General features: G+C 69.8%; 18 protein-coding genes. 9 read left to right on the top strand and 9 right to left on the bottom strand.

Going from position 1 to position 14,640, the window contains the following annotated elements:
* Nucleotides 1-18 precede the first annotated feature (18 nt).
* Nucleotides 19-381, bottom strand: coding sequence for a hypothetical protein (locus ACFVHO_RS16035; RefSeq protein ID WP_385713982.1), 363 nt, complete (start codon nt 379-381; stop codon nt 19-21).
* 217 nt (nt 382-598) lie between these two features.
* On the opposite strand from ACFVHO_RS16035, the gene ACFVHO_RS16030 reads away from it, so the two are divergent.
* On the top strand, nt 599-934 hold the full coding sequence (locus ACFVHO_RS16030; protein ID WP_385713979.1) for a hypothetical protein: 336 nt from the start codon (nt 599-601) through the stop codon (nt 932-934).
* Nucleotides 935-989: 55 nt separating this feature from the next.
* On the opposite strand, the gene ACFVHO_RS16025 is transcribed toward ACFVHO_RS16030, so the two are convergent.
* Nucleotides 990-1,553 carry a DinB family protein gene (locus ACFVHO_RS16025; protein ID WP_385713976.1) on the bottom strand — a complete coding sequence of 188 codons (564 nt, stop codon included), beginning with the start codon at nt 1,551-1,553 and terminating at the stop codon, nt 990-992.
* A 152-nt stretch (nt 1,554-1,705) separates the two neighbouring features.
* Here ACFVHO_RS16025 and ACFVHO_RS16020 point away from each other — a divergent pair, with 152 nt between their 5' ends.
* A complete protein-coding gene (locus tag ACFVHO_RS16020) occupies nt 1,706-4,258 on the top strand; it encodes a tetratricopeptide repeat protein (protein WP_385713973.1) in 2,553 nt (850 codons plus the stop codon).
* 95 nt (nt 4,259-4,353) lie between these two features.
* Nucleotides 4,354-5,265, top strand: coding sequence for an SAM-dependent methyltransferase (locus ACFVHO_RS16015; RefSeq protein ID WP_385713970.1), 912 nt, complete (start codon nt 4,354-4,356; stop codon nt 5,263-5,265).
* A 4-nt stretch (nt 5,266-5,269) separates the two neighbouring features.
* Here ACFVHO_RS16015 and ACFVHO_RS16010 read toward each other — a convergent pair whose 3' ends face one another.
* Nucleotides 5,270-5,665: a RidA family protein gene (locus ACFVHO_RS16010; RefSeq protein WP_385713967.1), complete on the bottom strand. Its 396-nt coding sequence runs from the start codon at nt 5,663-5,665 to the stop codon at nt 5,270-5,272.
* Between the two features lie 143 nt (nt 5,666-5,808).
* On the opposite strand from ACFVHO_RS16010, the gene ACFVHO_RS16005 reads away from it, so the two are divergent.
* From ACFVHO_RS16005 to ACFVHO_RS15995, 3 genes are all read left to right on the top strand, one after another.
* A complete protein-coding gene (locus ACFVHO_RS16005) occupies nt 5,809-6,789 on the top strand; it encodes a helix-turn-helix transcriptional regulator (RefSeq protein ID WP_385713964.1) in 981 nt (326 codons plus the stop codon).
* 168 nt (nt 6,790-6,957) lie between these two features.
* Nucleotides 6,958-7,815 (top strand): hypothetical protein, encoded by an 858-nt coding sequence (locus ACFVHO_RS16000; protein WP_385713962.1) that lies wholly within the window; start codon nt 6,958-6,960, stop codon nt 7,813-7,815.
* A gap of 151 nt (nt 7,816-7,966) precedes the next feature.
* Nucleotides 7,967-8,497, top strand: coding sequence for a GNAT family N-acetyltransferase (locus tag ACFVHO_RS15995; protein WP_385713959.1), 531 nt, complete (start codon nt 7,967-7,969; stop codon nt 8,495-8,497).
* On the opposite strand, the gene ACFVHO_RS15990 is transcribed toward ACFVHO_RS15995, so the two are convergent.
* Complete coding sequence (locus ACFVHO_RS15990) at nt 8,478-8,945, bottom strand: ATP-binding protein (protein WP_385713956.1); 468 nt, start codon at nt 8,943-8,945, stop codon at nt 8,478-8,480. The genes ACFVHO_RS15995 and ACFVHO_RS15990 overlap by 20 nt on opposite strands.
* Nucleotides 8,946-9,083: 138 nt before the next feature.
* On the opposite strand from ACFVHO_RS15990, the gene ACFVHO_RS15985 reads away from it, so the two are divergent.
* Genes ACFVHO_RS15985 through ACFVHO_RS15975 form a run of 3 tightly spaced genes read left to right on the top strand, consistent with a single transcriptional unit; the run spans nt 9,084 to nt 10,857 of the window.
* Entirely contained in the window at nt 9,084-9,920 is an 837-nt protein-coding gene (locus tag ACFVHO_RS15985; RefSeq protein ID WP_385714271.1) for a helix-turn-helix domain-containing protein, read from the top strand.
* Complete coding sequence (locus tag ACFVHO_RS15980) at nt 9,917-10,090, top strand: DUF397 domain-containing protein (protein ID WP_385713953.1); 174 nt, start codon at nt 9,917-9,919, stop codon at nt 10,088-10,090. The genes ACFVHO_RS15985 and ACFVHO_RS15980 overlap by 4 nt, the downstream gene beginning before the upstream one ends.
* Nucleotides 10,087-10,857: an MBL fold metallo-hydrolase gene (locus ACFVHO_RS15975; RefSeq protein WP_385713950.1), complete on the top strand. Its 771-nt coding sequence runs from the start codon at nt 10,087-10,089 to the stop codon at nt 10,855-10,857. The genes ACFVHO_RS15980 and ACFVHO_RS15975 overlap by 4 nt, the downstream gene beginning before the upstream one ends.
* A gap of 103 nt (nt 10,858-10,960) precedes the next feature.
* Here ACFVHO_RS15975 and ACFVHO_RS15970 read toward each other — a convergent pair whose 3' ends face one another.
* From ACFVHO_RS15970 to ACFVHO_RS15950, 5 genes are all read right to left on the bottom strand, one after another.
* Complete coding sequence (locus tag ACFVHO_RS15970) at nt 10,961-11,476, bottom strand: GNAT family N-acetyltransferase (protein WP_385713946.1); 516 nt, start codon at nt 11,474-11,476, stop codon at nt 10,961-10,963.
* Nucleotides 11,477-11,618: 142 nt separating this feature from the next.
* Nucleotides 11,619-12,827, bottom strand: coding sequence for an alpha/beta fold hydrolase (locus tag ACFVHO_RS15965; protein ID WP_385713943.1), 1,209 nt, complete (start codon nt 12,825-12,827; stop codon nt 11,619-11,621).
* Nucleotides 12,828-12,964: 137 nt separating this feature from the next.
* Complete coding sequence (locus tag ACFVHO_RS15960; RefSeq protein WP_385713940.1) at nt 12,965-13,813, bottom strand: helix-turn-helix domain-containing protein; 849 nt, start codon at nt 13,811-13,813, stop codon at nt 12,965-12,967.
* 12 nt (nt 13,814-13,825) lie between these two features.
* On the bottom strand, nt 13,826-14,344 hold the full coding sequence (locus tag ACFVHO_RS15955) for a DUF6879 family protein (protein WP_385713938.1): 519 nt from the start codon (nt 14,342-14,344) through the stop codon (nt 13,826-13,828).
* A complete protein-coding gene (locus tag ACFVHO_RS15950) occupies nt 14,325-14,585 on the bottom strand; it encodes a hypothetical protein (RefSeq protein ID WP_385713935.1) in 261 nt (86 codons plus the stop codon). The genes ACFVHO_RS15955 and ACFVHO_RS15950 overlap by 20 nt, the downstream gene beginning before the upstream one ends.
* Between the last annotated feature and the right edge of the window lie 55 nt (nt 14,586-14,640).

Here is a 14,640-nt window from a genome sequence, read left to right as displayed (position 1 = left end):
GTCATGCGGGCGCGGACACTACGACTCCTCGGGAGGAGTGACCACGATCGAGCGGAGCTTGAGTCGTTCGGATCCGTACCCGGTGAGGGGTCGCAGAGTGAACGAGTCGCCGGTGCAGTCCGGCTCCGTGAAGACCTCGATGAACGCGTCCGTCCTGTTGCGCGGCGAGTGGGCGGGCGAGCTGGAGTCCGGGTCCGCCACCTCCGGCAGGGTGATGCACTCGCCGTTCTCCGGGTTCTCCAGGACGGCCACCTGGGGAGTGCCGTCGAGACCGCTGTACGTGTAACGGAAGTACCCCTCGGCGGCGGTGGCCGAGGTCGGCAGGGTGACGATCAGGGCGAGGGCGCCGGAGGCGGCGGCCAGGGCGGTGCGGAAGCGCATGTGCGCGGACCTTTCGTACGGACTGGTGGTGCGGGCAACGGCCCCCTACCTCCCCGCCCCCAAATCCGCATATGCCAGGCCTCACCCGCACGAGGGAATGCCAGGGGCCACGCGAGTTCGCCCCGCGCACAACAGGGGCGCGCGAGGCGCGAACCCGGCGGCAAACGCCCCCGCACTCCCTGTCGCCACCCGCTTCCGTCAGGAACCGTTGATGTTCATGACGACCACGCACACCTCGAAAACCGCCCGCGCGGCCCTGGCCCTCGGTGCCGCCCTCGCCCTCTTCGCCGCACTGCCGACCAGCACCGCCTACGCGGCCGACGGCACGTTCTCCTACCACTCGGTCCAGGCGGGCGACCTGGAGATGGAGAACCCTGCCAACGGGGAGTGCCGCCTGCTCGTCCAGGGTGGCGCGACCTCGGCCGAGAACGGCACGAACGCCAGGGCCACGGTGTACAACGACCACGGCTGCGAGGAGGTCCGGACCGTCCTCCAGCCCGGGCAGGCGACGACCTTCACCGGGGCGCTCCCGCACAGCGTGCAGTTCGGCTAGCAGGCCGGGGCAAGGGCCCAGAGAGCTGAAGAGCTACTGAAGTGCCGCTGAAGGGCTACTGCCCCACCCTGCCGTCCACGCACTCCCGCAGCAGGTCCGCATGGCCGCAGTGCCGGGCGTACTCCTCGATCCGGTGGACCATCAGTTCCCGGATCGAGGTGCCGTTCTTCAGGCGCTCCCCCAGGTCCGGGCGGGCGGCGAGCGCGGCGTCCGTCGCGGCCTGTTCGCGCTCCAGGTCGGCGTACGCGGCGTCCACCATGGCCTGGTCGGCGACGGCGCCCTCGAAGTCGGCGTCCTTCTTGCCGTACAGCTTCGGGATGGACTCGCCCTCGATCCAGCCGCGCCAGTCCAGTTCGACCTCGGCGAGGTGCCGGATCAGGCCGAGGAGGGACATCGTCGAGGGCGGGACGGAGCGGCGGGCGAGCTGCTCGGGGTCCAGGCCCTCGCACTTCATGCGCAGGGTGATGCGGTAGCCGGAGAGGAAGTCGAGGAGCGTCGGCAGCTCCCCGTCCGGGCTCGGCCCCTCGCTCTCACGCGGGTCGTTGTCCGGATCCGTCCACATGTCGGGGTAGACGGTCGCCTCGGTCCATCGCGCGGGTTGGTCGCTCATGCGGCCCATGGTCGTGCGCGGGGCGCGGGGGCGCCACTGCTTTACGCCTGGCGCCCCGGTTCGGCAAGGAGCCGTCCCCCGTGGGCCCCGGATGGCAGCATGGCGCTGGTGGAGGTGGGCGCATGGCCGGGGCGGGGCGTCGGGGAAGGTCGCGGGGCGAGTTGATCCGGGAGCGCACGCGGGCGCGGTTCGTGGGGCGGCGGGCGCAGGTGTCGTTGTTCACGGAGAACCTGACGAAGGACCCGGCGTCGGCGGAGGACCCGGCGGACTTCCTGTTCCATGTGCGCGGGGTCGGGGGCGTGGGCAAGTCGACGCTGTTGCGGCAGTGGCAGGAGGTGGCCCGGAAGGCGGGCGCGGTCACCGCCGTGGTGGACGAGAGTGATGTGCACGGGGTGCCGCAGGCCCTTGCGGAGCTGGCCCGGCAGCTCGCTGAACAGGCGGGCCCGCTCAAGGAGTTCGACAAGGCGGCGGAGCAGTACCGCAAGGAGCAGGAGGCGGCGGTGGCCGAGTCGTTGCTTCCTGAGGGGGCCGACGCGGCGGGCGCCGAGGCGTCCATGTCGAGCCGGGTGGTGACGCAGGCGGCGCTGGGTGCGGCGTCGCTGATCCCCGGGGTCGGGGCGGCGACGTCGATGGCGAGTCCGGATGCGGCGGCGCAGGGGCTGGATCGGTTGCGTGCGGGGATACGAGGACAGGGGAGCCGGGGGCGCCGGGACCGTGGTGCGGACGCGAGCGGGCTCGGCCGAGCGTTCGTCGGGGAGCTGGACCGCCTGTGCGGGAAGCACGCGTGGGTGGTGCTGTTCTTCGACACGTGGGAGCAGACGGGGCGTTTCCTGGACGCGTGGCTGCTGGATCTGCTCCAGGACGAGTTCGGGCCGCTGTCGGCGAACGTGATCGTGGTCCTGGCCGGACGGGACGAGCTGGCGGAACGCCCGTGGGCGCCGCTGCGGCCCCACGTCACGGACGTACCCCTGGAGGTCTTCACGCAGACGGAGACCCGCACCCTCCTGGCCGCACGCGGGGTGACCGAGCCGGACGTGGTGGACGCCGTCCTGCACCTGTCCCTCGGCCTGCCGCTCCTCGTCGAACTCCTCGCCCTTGCACAGCCGGAGAGCGCGGAGGAGGTGGGCGCCGAGGCGGACGTGGCGGACGCGGCCGTCGAGCGCTTCGTCCAGTGGATCGGCGACCCGGCCGAACGGGACGCGGTCCTGGCCTGCGCCTTGGCGCCCCGCCTGAACGAGGACGTGTTCACGGCGGCGGTCCCGGAGGAGGCGCGGGGGCTGTGGGGCTGGCTGTGCGGGCAGCCGTTCGTGAGCGGGCACGGGGATTTCAAGCAGTACCACGCGGTGGTGCGGGCGAGCATGGTGCGGCAGCGGCGGGCGTTCTCGCCGCAACGGTGGGGTGAGGCGCACCTGCAGTTGGCGGAGGCGCACGGCGCTTGGCGCGCGGCGATCCAGGAGGACTTGCCCGTGTCGAAGCGGTGGGGCGACGCCCGGTGGCTCCGGCACCGCCTGGACGAGATGTACCACCGTCTGTGCGCCCGTCCGTCGGTCGCGTTGACGACTGCGCTGGCGGTGGCCGTCGGTGCCGCCGATGAGGACATGGCGGTACTACGGCAGTGGACGGACGCCTTCCAGCAGGCGGCCCGCGACGCGGCTGATCCGGATCTGCTGGCGTGGGCCGAGACGCTCCGCACCGCCGTCTCCGGCCAGGATCCCGCTGTGGACTTCCTCAGCGCCGTGCTGAGCCATGATGCGCTGAGCGCCAAGAACCGAAGCCTGGCCCATACGTACCGCGGCAAGCACCTCATGTTCGCCGAACGCAACGAGGAAGCACTCGCCGAACTCGACCGCGCCCTCGCCGTCGACCCCGACAATCTTCTCGGCCGGGTGCCTCGCGCGGAAGCGCATCGCAGGCTCCGACACTTCGACGAGGCAGTCGCGGACTACACCGCTGTCATCGACAGCGGAAGCGGCATGCCTTACGTCCTGGTACTGCGCGGTTCGGTCCATCGTGAGGCCGGTTGGTATCAGGACGCCATCGACGACTACACCGCCGCCCTTGAGTTCGAGCCGACTCATGCCAGTGCCCTCTTCTTCCGAGGCCTCGCCCACCAGCGGACCGGACGGCTCGCGGAAGCCGTCCAGGACCTCACCACGGCGTTCGGCCTCAAGCCCACCGCGTTCCACTTCCAAGCGCAGCGGGGTGATGTCCACCGGCAGGCCGGTCGCTACGACGAAGCCATCAGCGACCTCACCGCCGCGCTCTCACACGACTCCGAACGTGTCTGGCACCGTGCCGTGCGCGGCGTCACGTACCGGCAGGCAGGAGATTTCACGAAGGCACGGGAGGATCTGTCCAGGGTCGCCGACCGCAGGGTCAGCGACCACAATTTCCCGTTCGAGCTGACCATGTTGGACACGGTCGAGTCAGGCCTCGAATCATGCAGGCCGCACTGGGTGGAGCTGCTCGCCCCGGACGCGCCGCAGCCGCTCGAAGCCAGGTTCCGTGACGTCTTCCGGGCACTGATCCTCGAACCGTCGAGCGATCTGGCCACCGTCACCGAGGCCTTCCTCTCCGGCAGTCCGAACCAGGCCGCCATCACCAACCTCCTCCTCTACCTCACCGAACTCTTCGCCGTAGACGGCGCCCTGGCCGACCGCGCCCGCCTCTGCCACGACCTCCTCGCCACCCGATCCGCCCCCGTGGCCGACTAGGCGCTCTTGATCAACTCCGGCCGGAGCACCCACGCTTGCGAAGCCGCCACCACGGCGGCCCAGCGAGCACGGCGAGCACCGAGGGGACAGCGCACATGACCGAGAAGCAGGCCGACCGGCGAACCCGGAAGCAGACCGACGACGCCACCCCGGCCAGCAGCGAGAACTCGACCCTGACCAGCAACGAGACCGCCACCCGCACCTACTACGAATCCACCGACGTCGACCGCTTCTACGACATCGTCTGGGGCGGCGAGGACATCCACACCGGCATCTACGACCACGACGCGGAGCCCGTAGCCGACGCCTCCCGTCGCACCGTGGAGCGCCTCGCCGACCGGCTCGCGGACCACCTCGCCCCCGGCCGGACAGTCCTCGACCTCGGCTCCGGCTACGGCGGCACCGCCCGCTACCTGGCCGACCGCTTCGGCTGCAATGTCGTCGCGCTGAACCTCAGCGAGGCCCAGAACGAACGCCACCGCGCGGCCAACGCCAAGCGGGGGCTCGACGGGCTCATCGAGGTCGTCACCGGGTCGTTCCACGAAGTGCCGTACGGGGACGGGCACTTCGACGCCGTGTGCTCCCTGGAGGCGTTCTGCCACAGCGGGGACCGGGCCCGCGTCCTCAGCGAGGGCGTCCGCGTGCTCAAGCCCGGTGGCGCCCTCGCCTTCACCGACATCATGGCCGCCGAGGACACCCCCGCCGAGGCCCTGCGCCCGGTCGTCTCCCGCCTCGGCGTGGACACCCTCGCCACCCCCGCGTTCTACCTGGACCGGCTCGCCGAACTGGGCCTCGACCCCGTCGACTTCGACGACCACAGCGGCCAGATCGCCCGGCACTACGTCCGCCTGACCGCCGACACCCGGGCCCGCGAGGCCGACCTGCGCGCCGCCATCAGCCCCGCGTACGTCGACGGACTGCTCGCCAACCTCCCCCTGTGGGTCGACACCACCCGCGCCGAGCGGCTGCGCTGGGGCATCTTCCACGGCCGCCGGGCCACCGCCTAGGCCCTCACGCGACGGCGGTCCCCTCCAGCTCGACCAGCAGCGTGGGGATCGCCAGCCGTGTCACGCCGAGCATCGTCGTGGTCGGCGCCACGCGGGCCCCGCCGAGCCGGGCCGCCAGCACGCCGTAGTGCTGGAAGAGTTGGTCGACGTCCGTCGTGTAGACGTTGAGCCGGACCAGGTTCGCCAGGGACATGTCCGCCTCGGCGAGGACGGCCTCCAGGTTGTCGAGGCTCAGCGCCAACTGCGCCGCCATGTCCCCGTCGTGCTGGGGCTTCCCGTCGTCGCTCATCGCCGTCTGTCCGGATGTGTACAGGGTCCGGGTCTCCCCGGTGACGACCTCCCCCTGGTTGAATCCCATCTCCACCGACCACGTCACCGGGTTGATCGCGGTTCGCTCCATCGCCTCATCAGCTCCATTCGATGCGTACGACACGTCCGACGCGTACGACTCGTGTGTTGTCCGACGTCTTGCTGATGAGCCTGCCAAGCCAAGTACGACACCCTTGGTCACGTATTTCGTACGCGTTCCGTTGGGGTCCCCGCATGCGCGCCGACCGGCTGGTTTCCCTGGTGCTGCTGCTGCGCCAGCGCGGCCGCCTCTCCGCCGCGACGCTGGCCCGCGAGCTGGAGGTGTCCACGCGCACCGTCCTGCGCGACATCGAGGCGCTGTCGGCGGCGGGTGTCCCCGTCTACGCCGAGCGCGGCCGCCACGGCGGCTTCGCGCTGCTCCCCGGTTTCCAGACGGAGCTGACCGGGCTGAACCACGACGAGGCGCTCGCCCTCCTCGTCGCCGGGTCCCGGCGCGGAGCGCAGGTCTTCGGCCTCGGCTCGGCCCTCGCGGCCGCAATGCTCAAGGTCGTCGACGCGCTGCCCGAGAGCCAGCGGGACACCGCCGCCGACGTGGCCGAGCGGCTGCTCATCGACCCGGAGACCGACCTCCTCTCGCGCCGCGTGACCACGGACGAGGTGCCCGACGCCGTCATGGCGGAGATCCGGCGCGCGGTGCTCGCCGGGCACAGGCTGCGCATCCGTTACGCGGCCACGGACCAGCCGCCACGCCTGCGCACCGTGGACCCGATCGGCCTGGTCACCGTCCGCGAGCAGGGCTATCTCCTGGCCACGAGGTCGGGCGACGACCGCACCTACCGGCTGTCCCGGATCCGCGCCGCCGAGGAGCTGTCCGAGCCCGCCGAGCGGGCCGACCGCGTGGACCTGGAGCGCGCCTGGCAGGAGCGCGGCACACGCTTCCGTACGGGTGGCGACGACCAGGTCACCGTCCTCGTACGGCTGGCCCCGGCGCTCCGGGAGACGCTGGTCGGCACCGCGCTCGCCGTCCACTCCGAGGAGGAAGAGGCCGACGCGGACGGATGGCTGCGGCTCGAAGTGACCTTCCAGGACGCGCGGCACGCCGAGTGGGCCCTGTGGCAGCTCGGCACGGGCGCGGAGGCGCTGGCTCCGGCGTGGTTGCGCACGTCCTTGCGCGACCGCGCCGCCGCTCTCGCCGTCCGCTACGAAACCGGCTAGCCGAAGAGCACCGGCCAAGCCGAAGAACACCGAGCGCGGGTCAGCGCAGCAGGGACGCCCGCCGCCCGGCCGATGTACGTCAGCCCAAGGAGTGATATTCCCGGATTCTTCGGGTGCATCGGGCATGCCTGTCTTGCAGAAGCAGCAAAGCCGAAGCAGCAGAAGCAGATGCAGCAGCAGCACTCGGAGGACGAAGTGAAGCGGATCAGGATTCCCGTGATGGCGGCGGTCGCCGCCCTGACCCTCACCGCGGGAGTGACCGAGGCCAGCGGTCGGGTGGGCGGCGCACCCGCCCCCGAGCCCAGGGCCGCGGCCCCCATGGACCACACGGGGCACCAGGGCCCCGAACTGGTCATCCCGCCGGGCGTGTCCACCACGGTCATCGCGTCGTGCCCGTCCGGCCGCCAGCCGAGCGGAGGCGGCGGCATCAGGTCCGGCAAGGGACTCTTCATGTCCGGCTCGACACCCCGCAACAACGCGTGGGAAGTCAGGTTCACCAACAAGTCGGGGGCGGAGCGGCGCGCTTCGGCCTTCGTCGTCTGTACCCCCAAGTCCCACACGCGCGTGGCCGCCGCCAACCCCCTGACGGTGCCCGCCCACTCGCAGAGCGGCATCAGCGACGTCCGCTGCCCCGAAGGCCAGACGCCCACCGGCGGAGGGTGGGAGGCGTCGAGCATCCAGGTGATCGGCATGCGGTTCTCCGCCTCGGTCGGGAACTACCACGCCGTGCTGTTCAACGACACGGACTTCACGCAGAGCTTCAACGCGGTCGCCCTGTGCTCGACGGCCGCCCATGAGACCCGGATCGGCCCGCAGATCACCGTCCAGCCCGGCGCCGAGGGCGTCGCGACCGCCCGGTGCGGCCCCGGCCAAATGGTGAGCGGAGGCGGCTCCTACCCCAGCGGCCAGGCCTTCGTCGGCGCCTCCCGCCCGCTCCCCGACGGCACCGGATGGCAGATCACCGGCGAGAACACGACGGGCACGCCCCAGAAGGTGACCGCGGAGGCGACCTGCACCTCGTCGTAGCCGCGCACGCGGGCGCGATGCGACTAAAACGAGCGTTCTATCGCGAGGTTGTGGAGGTCTGGCTCGACCGGAACGCCTTCAGCGGCTCCGGGCCGAGCCGGACGTCCCGCGGATTGACGCCGCGGCCCGCGCCTTCGGCAGGATGGCCCGTATGACCGAGATCCACACCCTTCGCCTCCTCCGTCACTGGCACGAGGACGACGTCCCGTTCATGGCGGAGATCAACGCCGACCCCCGGGCGATGCGGTGGGTCGGCGACGGCTCCGTGATCGAAGCGGACACCACCGCCGAGGACGTCGAGCGGTGGGAGGAGGAGTGGGACGAGGAGGGCTTCGGGCTCTTCGCCATCGAGCTGCTCGGTTCCGGCGAGCTGATCGGCTTCACGGGCCTGTCCGTGGCCGAGTTCTTCCCCGAGGTCTCGCCCGGCGTGGCGATCGGGTGGCGGCTCGGCCCCCAGTTCTGGGGCCAGGGTTACGCCTCCGAGGCCGCCCACGCGACCCTGGAGTTCGCCCTCCAGGACCGCGGCCTCGACCGCGTCGTCGCCGTCCCGCGGACCGGGGACCCGGCCTCGGAGAACGTCGCCCGCAAGCTCGGCATGGCGCCGGAGCGCGAGACGGACCACCCCGCGTACGGTGTCCCGCTGACCGTTCACGCCATCGACCTCACCGAGTATCAGGCCTGAACGACCAACACTCGTACGGCAGTTGACCGTCCAGCTCCGCCCACACCGTCTTCAGCGGCTCCGGCCCCAGCTCCACGCCCCACCGGTCCGCGAGCGCGTCCACGATCAACAGCCCCCGGCCCGACTCGTTCTCCGCGTCCGGCTCCCGTACGACCGGCAGCCGGTCACCGCGCGTGTCCGCCACCTCGATCCGCAGCACGCCGCACTCCGTCGCCGTCAGCTCGATCCTGAAGTCCCGCGCGGGCACGCGCCCGTACACCGCCGCGTTCGTCGCCAGCTCCGCGAGGATGTGCGCCGCATCCTCGAACGGGAGTCCCCATGCTTGCAGTTGCTCTGTCCCGAGCAGCCTTGCCCTGCGGGCGCCGCGCCACGTGGCGGGCAGCTGAGCGCGGAAGCGGTGCACTGGCCGTGCGGCGGAACGCACGGTTCGGGTGATTTCTGAGTTCACGTGACTCAGCGTGGCGGCCGACACCTAGCCTGAACAGTGACGATTCCTGTACGTCCGGTGGCTGTACGAGGGTGTACCCACCCGTACCGAACGTACCCGTGACCCCACCGGGAGGTGGCCTTGGACGACAACGAGGGCATGGACGAGGTCGGTTGGGAGGTCGACTCCGACGACGAGTCCAGCGTGGTCGCTGAGATCATCGGGCGCCAGATCAAGTTCTGGCGGGAGGCCGCCGGGCTGCGGGTGGTGCAGTTCGGGGAGTTGATGGGGTACGGGGAGAACCTGATCCACAAGGTGGAGCGGGGGGCGCGGATTCCGAGGCCGGAGTTCCTGGACCGGGCGGACGAGGTCCTGAACGCGGGCGGTCACCTGGTGTCGTTGAAGCCCGACGCGGAGAAGGTCCGGTACCCGAAGAAGGTGCGGGACCTGGCGAAGCTTGAGGCCCAGGCGCTGGAGCTGTGCACGTACAACAACTCGGTGATCCATGGGTTGTTGCAGACGGAGGAGTACGCACAGGCCGAGGTCCGGAATCGGCAACCGCCCTTCCCGGAGGAGGAAGTGGAACGGCGCGTGGCTGGCCGCATGGCCCGGCAGAGCATCGTGGACAGCACATCGGGACTGCCTGTTTTCAGCTTTGTGCAGTGCGAGTCGACGTTGCGACGGTCCAACGGGGGAACAATGGTGATGCGCGGACAGCTCGAACACCTGTTGGAGGTAGGGCAGTTGCGGAACGTGACCATTCAGGTCCTACCGTTGGACCGCGAGGAGAACGCCGGGCTCGGCGGGCCGCTCACCCTGTTCAAACTCAAGAGCGGGACCACGTTCGGACACCTTGAAGTCCAGCTCATCAGCCGAGTCATCTCGGACCCGCGCGAGCTCCAAATCCTCGAAATGCGCCATGGCATGATCCGGGCACAGGCTCTCGGCCCCCGGGAGTCACTGGACTTCATCGAGAAAGTGCGGGGAAAGACATGACACTGGAGTGGGTCAAGAGCAGCTACAGCACCGCCGACGGGCCGGAGTGCGTCGAGGTTGCCGCCACCCCCACCACCATCCTCATCCGCGACTCCAAGAACCCCGACGGCCCCCGCCTCACCCTCACGCCAGCCGTCTGGGCGGAGTTCATACACGGCGCCGCGAAGTGAGCCCCGAGCTTCTTCACCTGACGGTTCTGGGCAGCGCGACGCCCTATCCGAGCGTGGACAATCCGTGCTCCGGCTATCTGGTGTCGAGCGGGGACACCCGTATCTGGGTGGACGCGGGCAGCGGGACGCTCGGCCCGCTCCAGCGTCATGTGCGGCTGGATGAGCTCGATGCGATCTGGATCTCGCATCTGCACGCCGATCACAGCGCGGACCTGCTCACCGCGTACTACGGCGCCCTGTACGCGGACGTCCGCCTCGCAGCGCCGATTCCTCTCTACGGTCCGCCTGGAATCGCCGACCGGCTGGCCGGCTTTCTCACCAACACTTCGGCTCGCAGCCCGATCGAAGCCGCTTTCGCAGTCACCGATCTGTACGACGGGCATCAGGCGGCCGTTGGTTCGCTGCGGCTGACCAGCCGGGCGGTGTCGCACGGCATTCCGGCCTTCGCCGTGCGCATCGAGGCGGCAGGCAAGTCGCTGGTGTACTCCGGAGACACGGCACCGTGCCCGAGTCTCACGGAGCTGGCCGAGGGATGCGACGTACTGCTGTGCGAAGCCGATAGCGCAGAGGCACCAGTCGAGGGCGAACAGGTGCACCACACGCCCGAGGACACCGGCGACACAGCCGGCTCGGCCGGGGCGGGCCGACTGATCGTCACACACGTCGGCCGCGCTCTCACGCCGCAGCAAGCGGTGGCGCGTGCCTCGGCGCGGTTCGACGGTCCCGTCGACTACGCCGCCCCCAGCGCCACCTTCTCCATCGGCTAGGCCACCGCTGGCTGCCTCAGGGCGCTCGACGAACTGGCCGCGAATGTGACAGTGGGTCACCGCAGTTGGCGGGCCCCTGGCGATGAACCGGGACCTCGTTGATCTAGGGGGTGGTCACCGGATCAGTGGAAAGCTCGATGGTGAACGCCACCCGGTCGAGTCCGGGGCCGTCGTAGTCCGGCTTCACTCCCGAGGCCGTGAAACCCAGCCGGGTGTGAAATGCCTGCGACGCCGTGTTCTCCGGGCTGGTGATGCAGTTCACGTAACGGCGCCCATTTGACCGGGCGAGCTCGAAGAAGGCCCGGTAAAGGGCGCGCCCGACACCCTGCCCATGCAGCGCCGGGTCGACGCCGACAAAGTGCACATAGGCGGTTTCGGGATCTGTCTGCGACAGGAAGCCCACGAGGAAGGCGGCGAGCTCGCCACCGCCGCGTTCAACCAGGAAACTGGTGGTGGTGAAGTGCTGGAAGTACAGCTGGGGCAGCAGCAATGCACGTTCCGTCGCCCCCGCCTCTCCTTTGAGGCCGCCCCACCACGCGTCCAGTACGGCGAGCACGCGGAGATGGTCGTCATCGGCAGGGTGCCGAGCCATCAGGCCAGCAGGAAGATCATCGATCATCTGTGCAGTCTGCCATCCCGCGTGAGGCGCATCGTCAACCTGGTCGCGCGACGACTCAAGGGTGCGCATGGCAAGCGGACGGTGGCCACGCTCAGGCCTTGCGGCTAGGGCCACCAGGACCCGGCCGCCACTCCAAGAACCCTCAGCGGGGCCCGGCCAGAAACGCGGCGACCTCGGCGGCGAACTGGTCCGGAGCGTCGTGATGGACCACGTGACCGGCGGCCAGCTCGACCAGGCGCGCCCGACCGGCACGGCGGGTGACCATCTCCCTGGCGTGATCGCCCGCCAACTCCTCGCTACGCGTGCCACGGATCAGCAGGGTGGGGCAGGACACCGCCGTCCAGTCCTCCCAGTGATCACCGTTGAGCGCCTTCTGGGACAGCACGGTGTCATCGATGCCGAACGAGAAGCCCCAACCCTGGCCCGCCTGCCGGAAGGCGCATTCCAGGTAGGGCGCCGCCGTGCCCAGAGCCGCGACCAGCGCCTCGCGCGATGGTGCGTGGGCGGGAAGGCGCGTGGTGAACGACCAGTCGCAGTCGACGTCCGCGCCGATGTCCTCCACGATCAGCGAGCTGACCTTGTCCGGATGCCGGGCGGCGAACTGGTAGGCGTTCACGCCACCCAGGGAGTGCCCCAGCAACGGCACGGGGCCGACTCCCAGGTGCCGGTGGAAGGCGACGAGATCGGCTACGTAGTCGTCCCGCTCGTAGCCGGGGGCACGGTCGGACTCCCCATGACCGCGCTGATCGAGCGCGATCACCCGCCACCGCGGCGCCAACGCCTCCGCGAGCGCCCCGAACGCCGACGCTTCGTTGTAGTGCCCGTGCAGCGCCAGAAGCGGCCTCCCCGGACCACCGAAGTCCAGATACGACAGCTTCCGCCCACCCACCTCGAAGAACTCACGCATGACGCAGAGCTTAGGAGGGGGCAGTGACAACGCACGGCTGACCAGCAGCCGATCCACAGCCCGATCCGCAGCACGCCGTCCTCCGCCACGGTCAGCTCGATCCTGGGGGACGCCGAGGTACGCACCGGCGCTGAGCCGCTCCTCGTCGCCATTCCATTCGGCGCTCGGGGCCACGAGCACGTAGTAGGGGCCGTGGCTGCTACGGAGGTCTCGGACGACCGGACCTTGCAGCCAGTCGGTCAGCGCTGCGGCCACGACTTCCTGCTCGTTGCTGCCCACTGCGGCATGGATGCGCTCGGCGGGTACGCGAATCGCGTCGAAGCGTCGCCCGAGAGGGATCAGCGCCACGTGACTGTCCGCCCATTCGCGACGTGCCCGATCCGGCAGCGGGTGTGCCAGTGCGAGCCAGTCGGCGATCAATCTGTTCTCCGCCTGCGTGTTCATCCTCACGGGCCTCCGCTGGAGTGGGCTGCTCGGCCGCGGAGTCGATGTTCATGGCCGAGTGCGGCATGCCGCTGCTACGGAACGTAAGGGCGCTGCGTCAGCGGCTTCCAGGAAGTTCCACGAGATTCCACGCGGATTCACCCGAGGCTCCGGAGGACCTCCGCCATGAGGGCACGGGCGTCCGCCCCGTACAAGGCGAGGTCGACGAACTGCGCGAAGGTGTCCGCGTACATCGCAACCTCGGATGCCTGCGTAATGGTCAGGTACCCGGAGACCAACTCGACATTGACCTGTGCCGAGTCATAGATCCAGAATCCCTCCGCGGCCCACCGGCTCCGACCTGCCCGCATCGGCACCACGCCGACGCTCACGTTCGGCAACGAGCCCACCGCGATGAGATGGCCGAGCTGGCCGACCATCACCTCTGCGTCGCCCGGGCCGGACCTCAGCACCGACTCCTCGACCACGAACGCGAACGTGCGGTTTGGCGCGTACAGCAACTGCTGGCGTTCCACGCGCGCTTCGACGGCCTCATCCACGTCGTCCGGCAGCCCGCGGCGTCGCTGGATCTCGCGCAGGGTGGCGGTGGTGTAGGCCCTGGTCTGGATCAGCCCGGGCACCAGCCAGGACGAGTACGCACGGAAGTGGCGGGTGCACGCGTACAGCGGAAGCCGCGCCTCCTGTGCGCGGCGAAGGCCGGCGCGCTCCATTCGCCGCCACTCGATGAACATGCCCTCGACGGCGTGCAGGGACTGAACCAGGTCCGCGGCCTGGTCCGCGGCACCGCATGCTTCGCACCAGGCGCGGATGTCGCCGGCCGATGGGGGTGTCGTCGCGTTCTGGAGGCGGGAGATCTTTGAGGGGTAGCAGCCCATCGCGGCGGCGAGGTCACGGCCGCTCAGCCCTGCGTCCCGGCGGATCTCGCCGAGGCGGTCGGCGAGATCCTTCCGGGCCTTCTGGACACTGGACGACGGGGAGCCTGCCATGGCGTGCGCGATTCAGCTGGGCCGGTACTCCTCGTGGGGGATGGCCCGTTGCCACGCGGCCTCGTATGCGGTCGCGTACTGCTTGGCCAGCGCCGGGTCGTGGAAGGTCTCCATGCCGGTGCTGCTCCATTGGCCGTCGCCCGTGAAGTGGTGGAGGATCACGGTCTGTTCGTCCATCACCCAGCCGTCCAGGGCGGGCAGCAACAGGTCATGTCCGCGCGAGCGCGGCAACCAGCGGACGATCTCCCCCGCGGCGACGTTGGTGAACGTGAGGTCGTACTCGTAGCGGATGTAGTCGCTGATCGGCTCGGAGACCACCCGGAGGCGACGCATCACGACGCCGCGCCGTGTGGCCTCCTGCACAACGTCCAGCCACGGACGCCACCACGAAGCCCGGTCATCGGGGTCTTCACGGTGGCCTTCCCGCCAGCGGATGAACTCGGGATCATCGAGCATGTAGCTGTCGCGCATCTCCAAGTGCATGGCTGAGCGCTGCGCCTTCGCGAGTTCCTCACGTACCGCTGTTGCCACCGCTGACCTCCGGGCGCGGGATGAACTGAAGCATGTTGGCGGGTAGCCGGATCACCGTTTCGTGGTCGGGCACGTCCGTAGAGTGTCCCGGGACCGATCCAACTTCCTGCGCCTGACGCACCGTTGCCTCATCAGCCTTCCACGACTGGATGATGAGGTCTCCGGAGGACTCGTCGACCCAGATCGTAGGTGAGCCGTCGTCAGGGGTGTTGGGATAGATCCCGAGGAAGCGTAGGGCCATCGCCTTCTCCTCCGTCGAGCGGATTCCACGCTGTTGCATGCACCTTCGACCTGCT

The sequence above is a fragment of the Streptomyces sp. NPDC127108 genome, assembly GCF_042677545.1.
Taxonomy (GTDB): domain Bacteria; phylum Actinomycetota; class Actinomycetes; order Streptomycetales; family Streptomycetaceae; genus Streptomyces.
The sequence above is the reverse complement of the archived record's forward strand: the minus strand, read 5'-3'. Positions and strand labels throughout refer to the sequence as shown.

Bases quoted from the DNA above. Each gene is read 5' to 3' on its own strand.
- ACFVHO_RS16005 (WP_385713964.1), top strand. From the start codon at position 5,809: ATGCGCGCCGACCGGCTGGTTTCCCTGGTGCTGCTGCTGCGCCAGCGC.
- ACFVHO_RS15950 (WP_385713935.1), bottom strand. From the start codon at position 14,585: ATGGCCCTACGCTTCCTCGGGATCTATCCCAACACCCCTGACGACGGC.
- ACFVHO_RS15970 (WP_385713946.1), bottom strand. From the start codon at position 11,476: ATGATCGATGATCTTCCTGCTGGCCTGATGGCTCGGCACCCTGCCGAT.
- ACFVHO_RS15960 (WP_385713940.1), bottom strand. From the start codon at position 13,813: ATGGCAGGCTCCCCGTCGTCCAGTGTCCAGAAGGCCCGGAAGGATCTC.
- ACFVHO_RS16010 (WP_385713967.1), bottom strand. From the start codon at position 5,665: ATGGAGCGAACCGCGATCAACCCGGTGACGTGGTCGGTGGAGATGGGA.
- ACFVHO_RS15995 (WP_385713959.1), top strand. From the start codon at position 7,967: ATGACCGAGATCCACACCCTTCGCCTCCTCCGTCACTGGCACGAGGAC.
- ACFVHO_RS15980 (WP_385713953.1), top strand. From the start codon at position 9,917: ATGACACTGGAGTGGGTCAAGAGCAGCTACAGCACCGCCGACGGGCCG.
- ACFVHO_RS16025 (WP_385713976.1), bottom strand. From the start codon at position 1,553: ATGGGCCGCATGAGCGACCAACCCGCGCGATGGACCGAGGCGACCGTC.
- ACFVHO_RS15965 (WP_385713943.1), bottom strand. From the start codon at position 12,827: ATGAACACGCAGGCGGAGAACAGATTGATCGCCGACTGGCTCGCACTG.
- ACFVHO_RS16035 (WP_385713982.1), bottom strand. From the start codon at position 381: ATGCGCTTCCGCACCGCCCTGGCCGCCGCCTCCGGCGCCCTCGCCCTG.
- ACFVHO_RS16030 (WP_385713979.1), top strand. From the start codon at position 599: ATGACGACCACGCACACCTCGAAAACCGCCCGCGCGGCCCTGGCCCTC.
- ACFVHO_RS15985 (WP_385714271.1), top strand. From the start codon at position 9,084: ATGGACGAGGTCGGTTGGGAGGTCGACTCCGACGACGAGTCCAGCGTG.
- ACFVHO_RS16000 (WP_385713962.1), top strand. From the start codon at position 6,958: ATGCAGCAGCAGCACTCGGAGGACGAAGTGAAGCGGATCAGGATTCCC.
- ACFVHO_RS16015 (WP_385713970.1), top strand. From the start codon at position 4,354: ATGACCGAGAAGCAGGCCGACCGGCGAACCCGGAAGCAGACCGACGAC.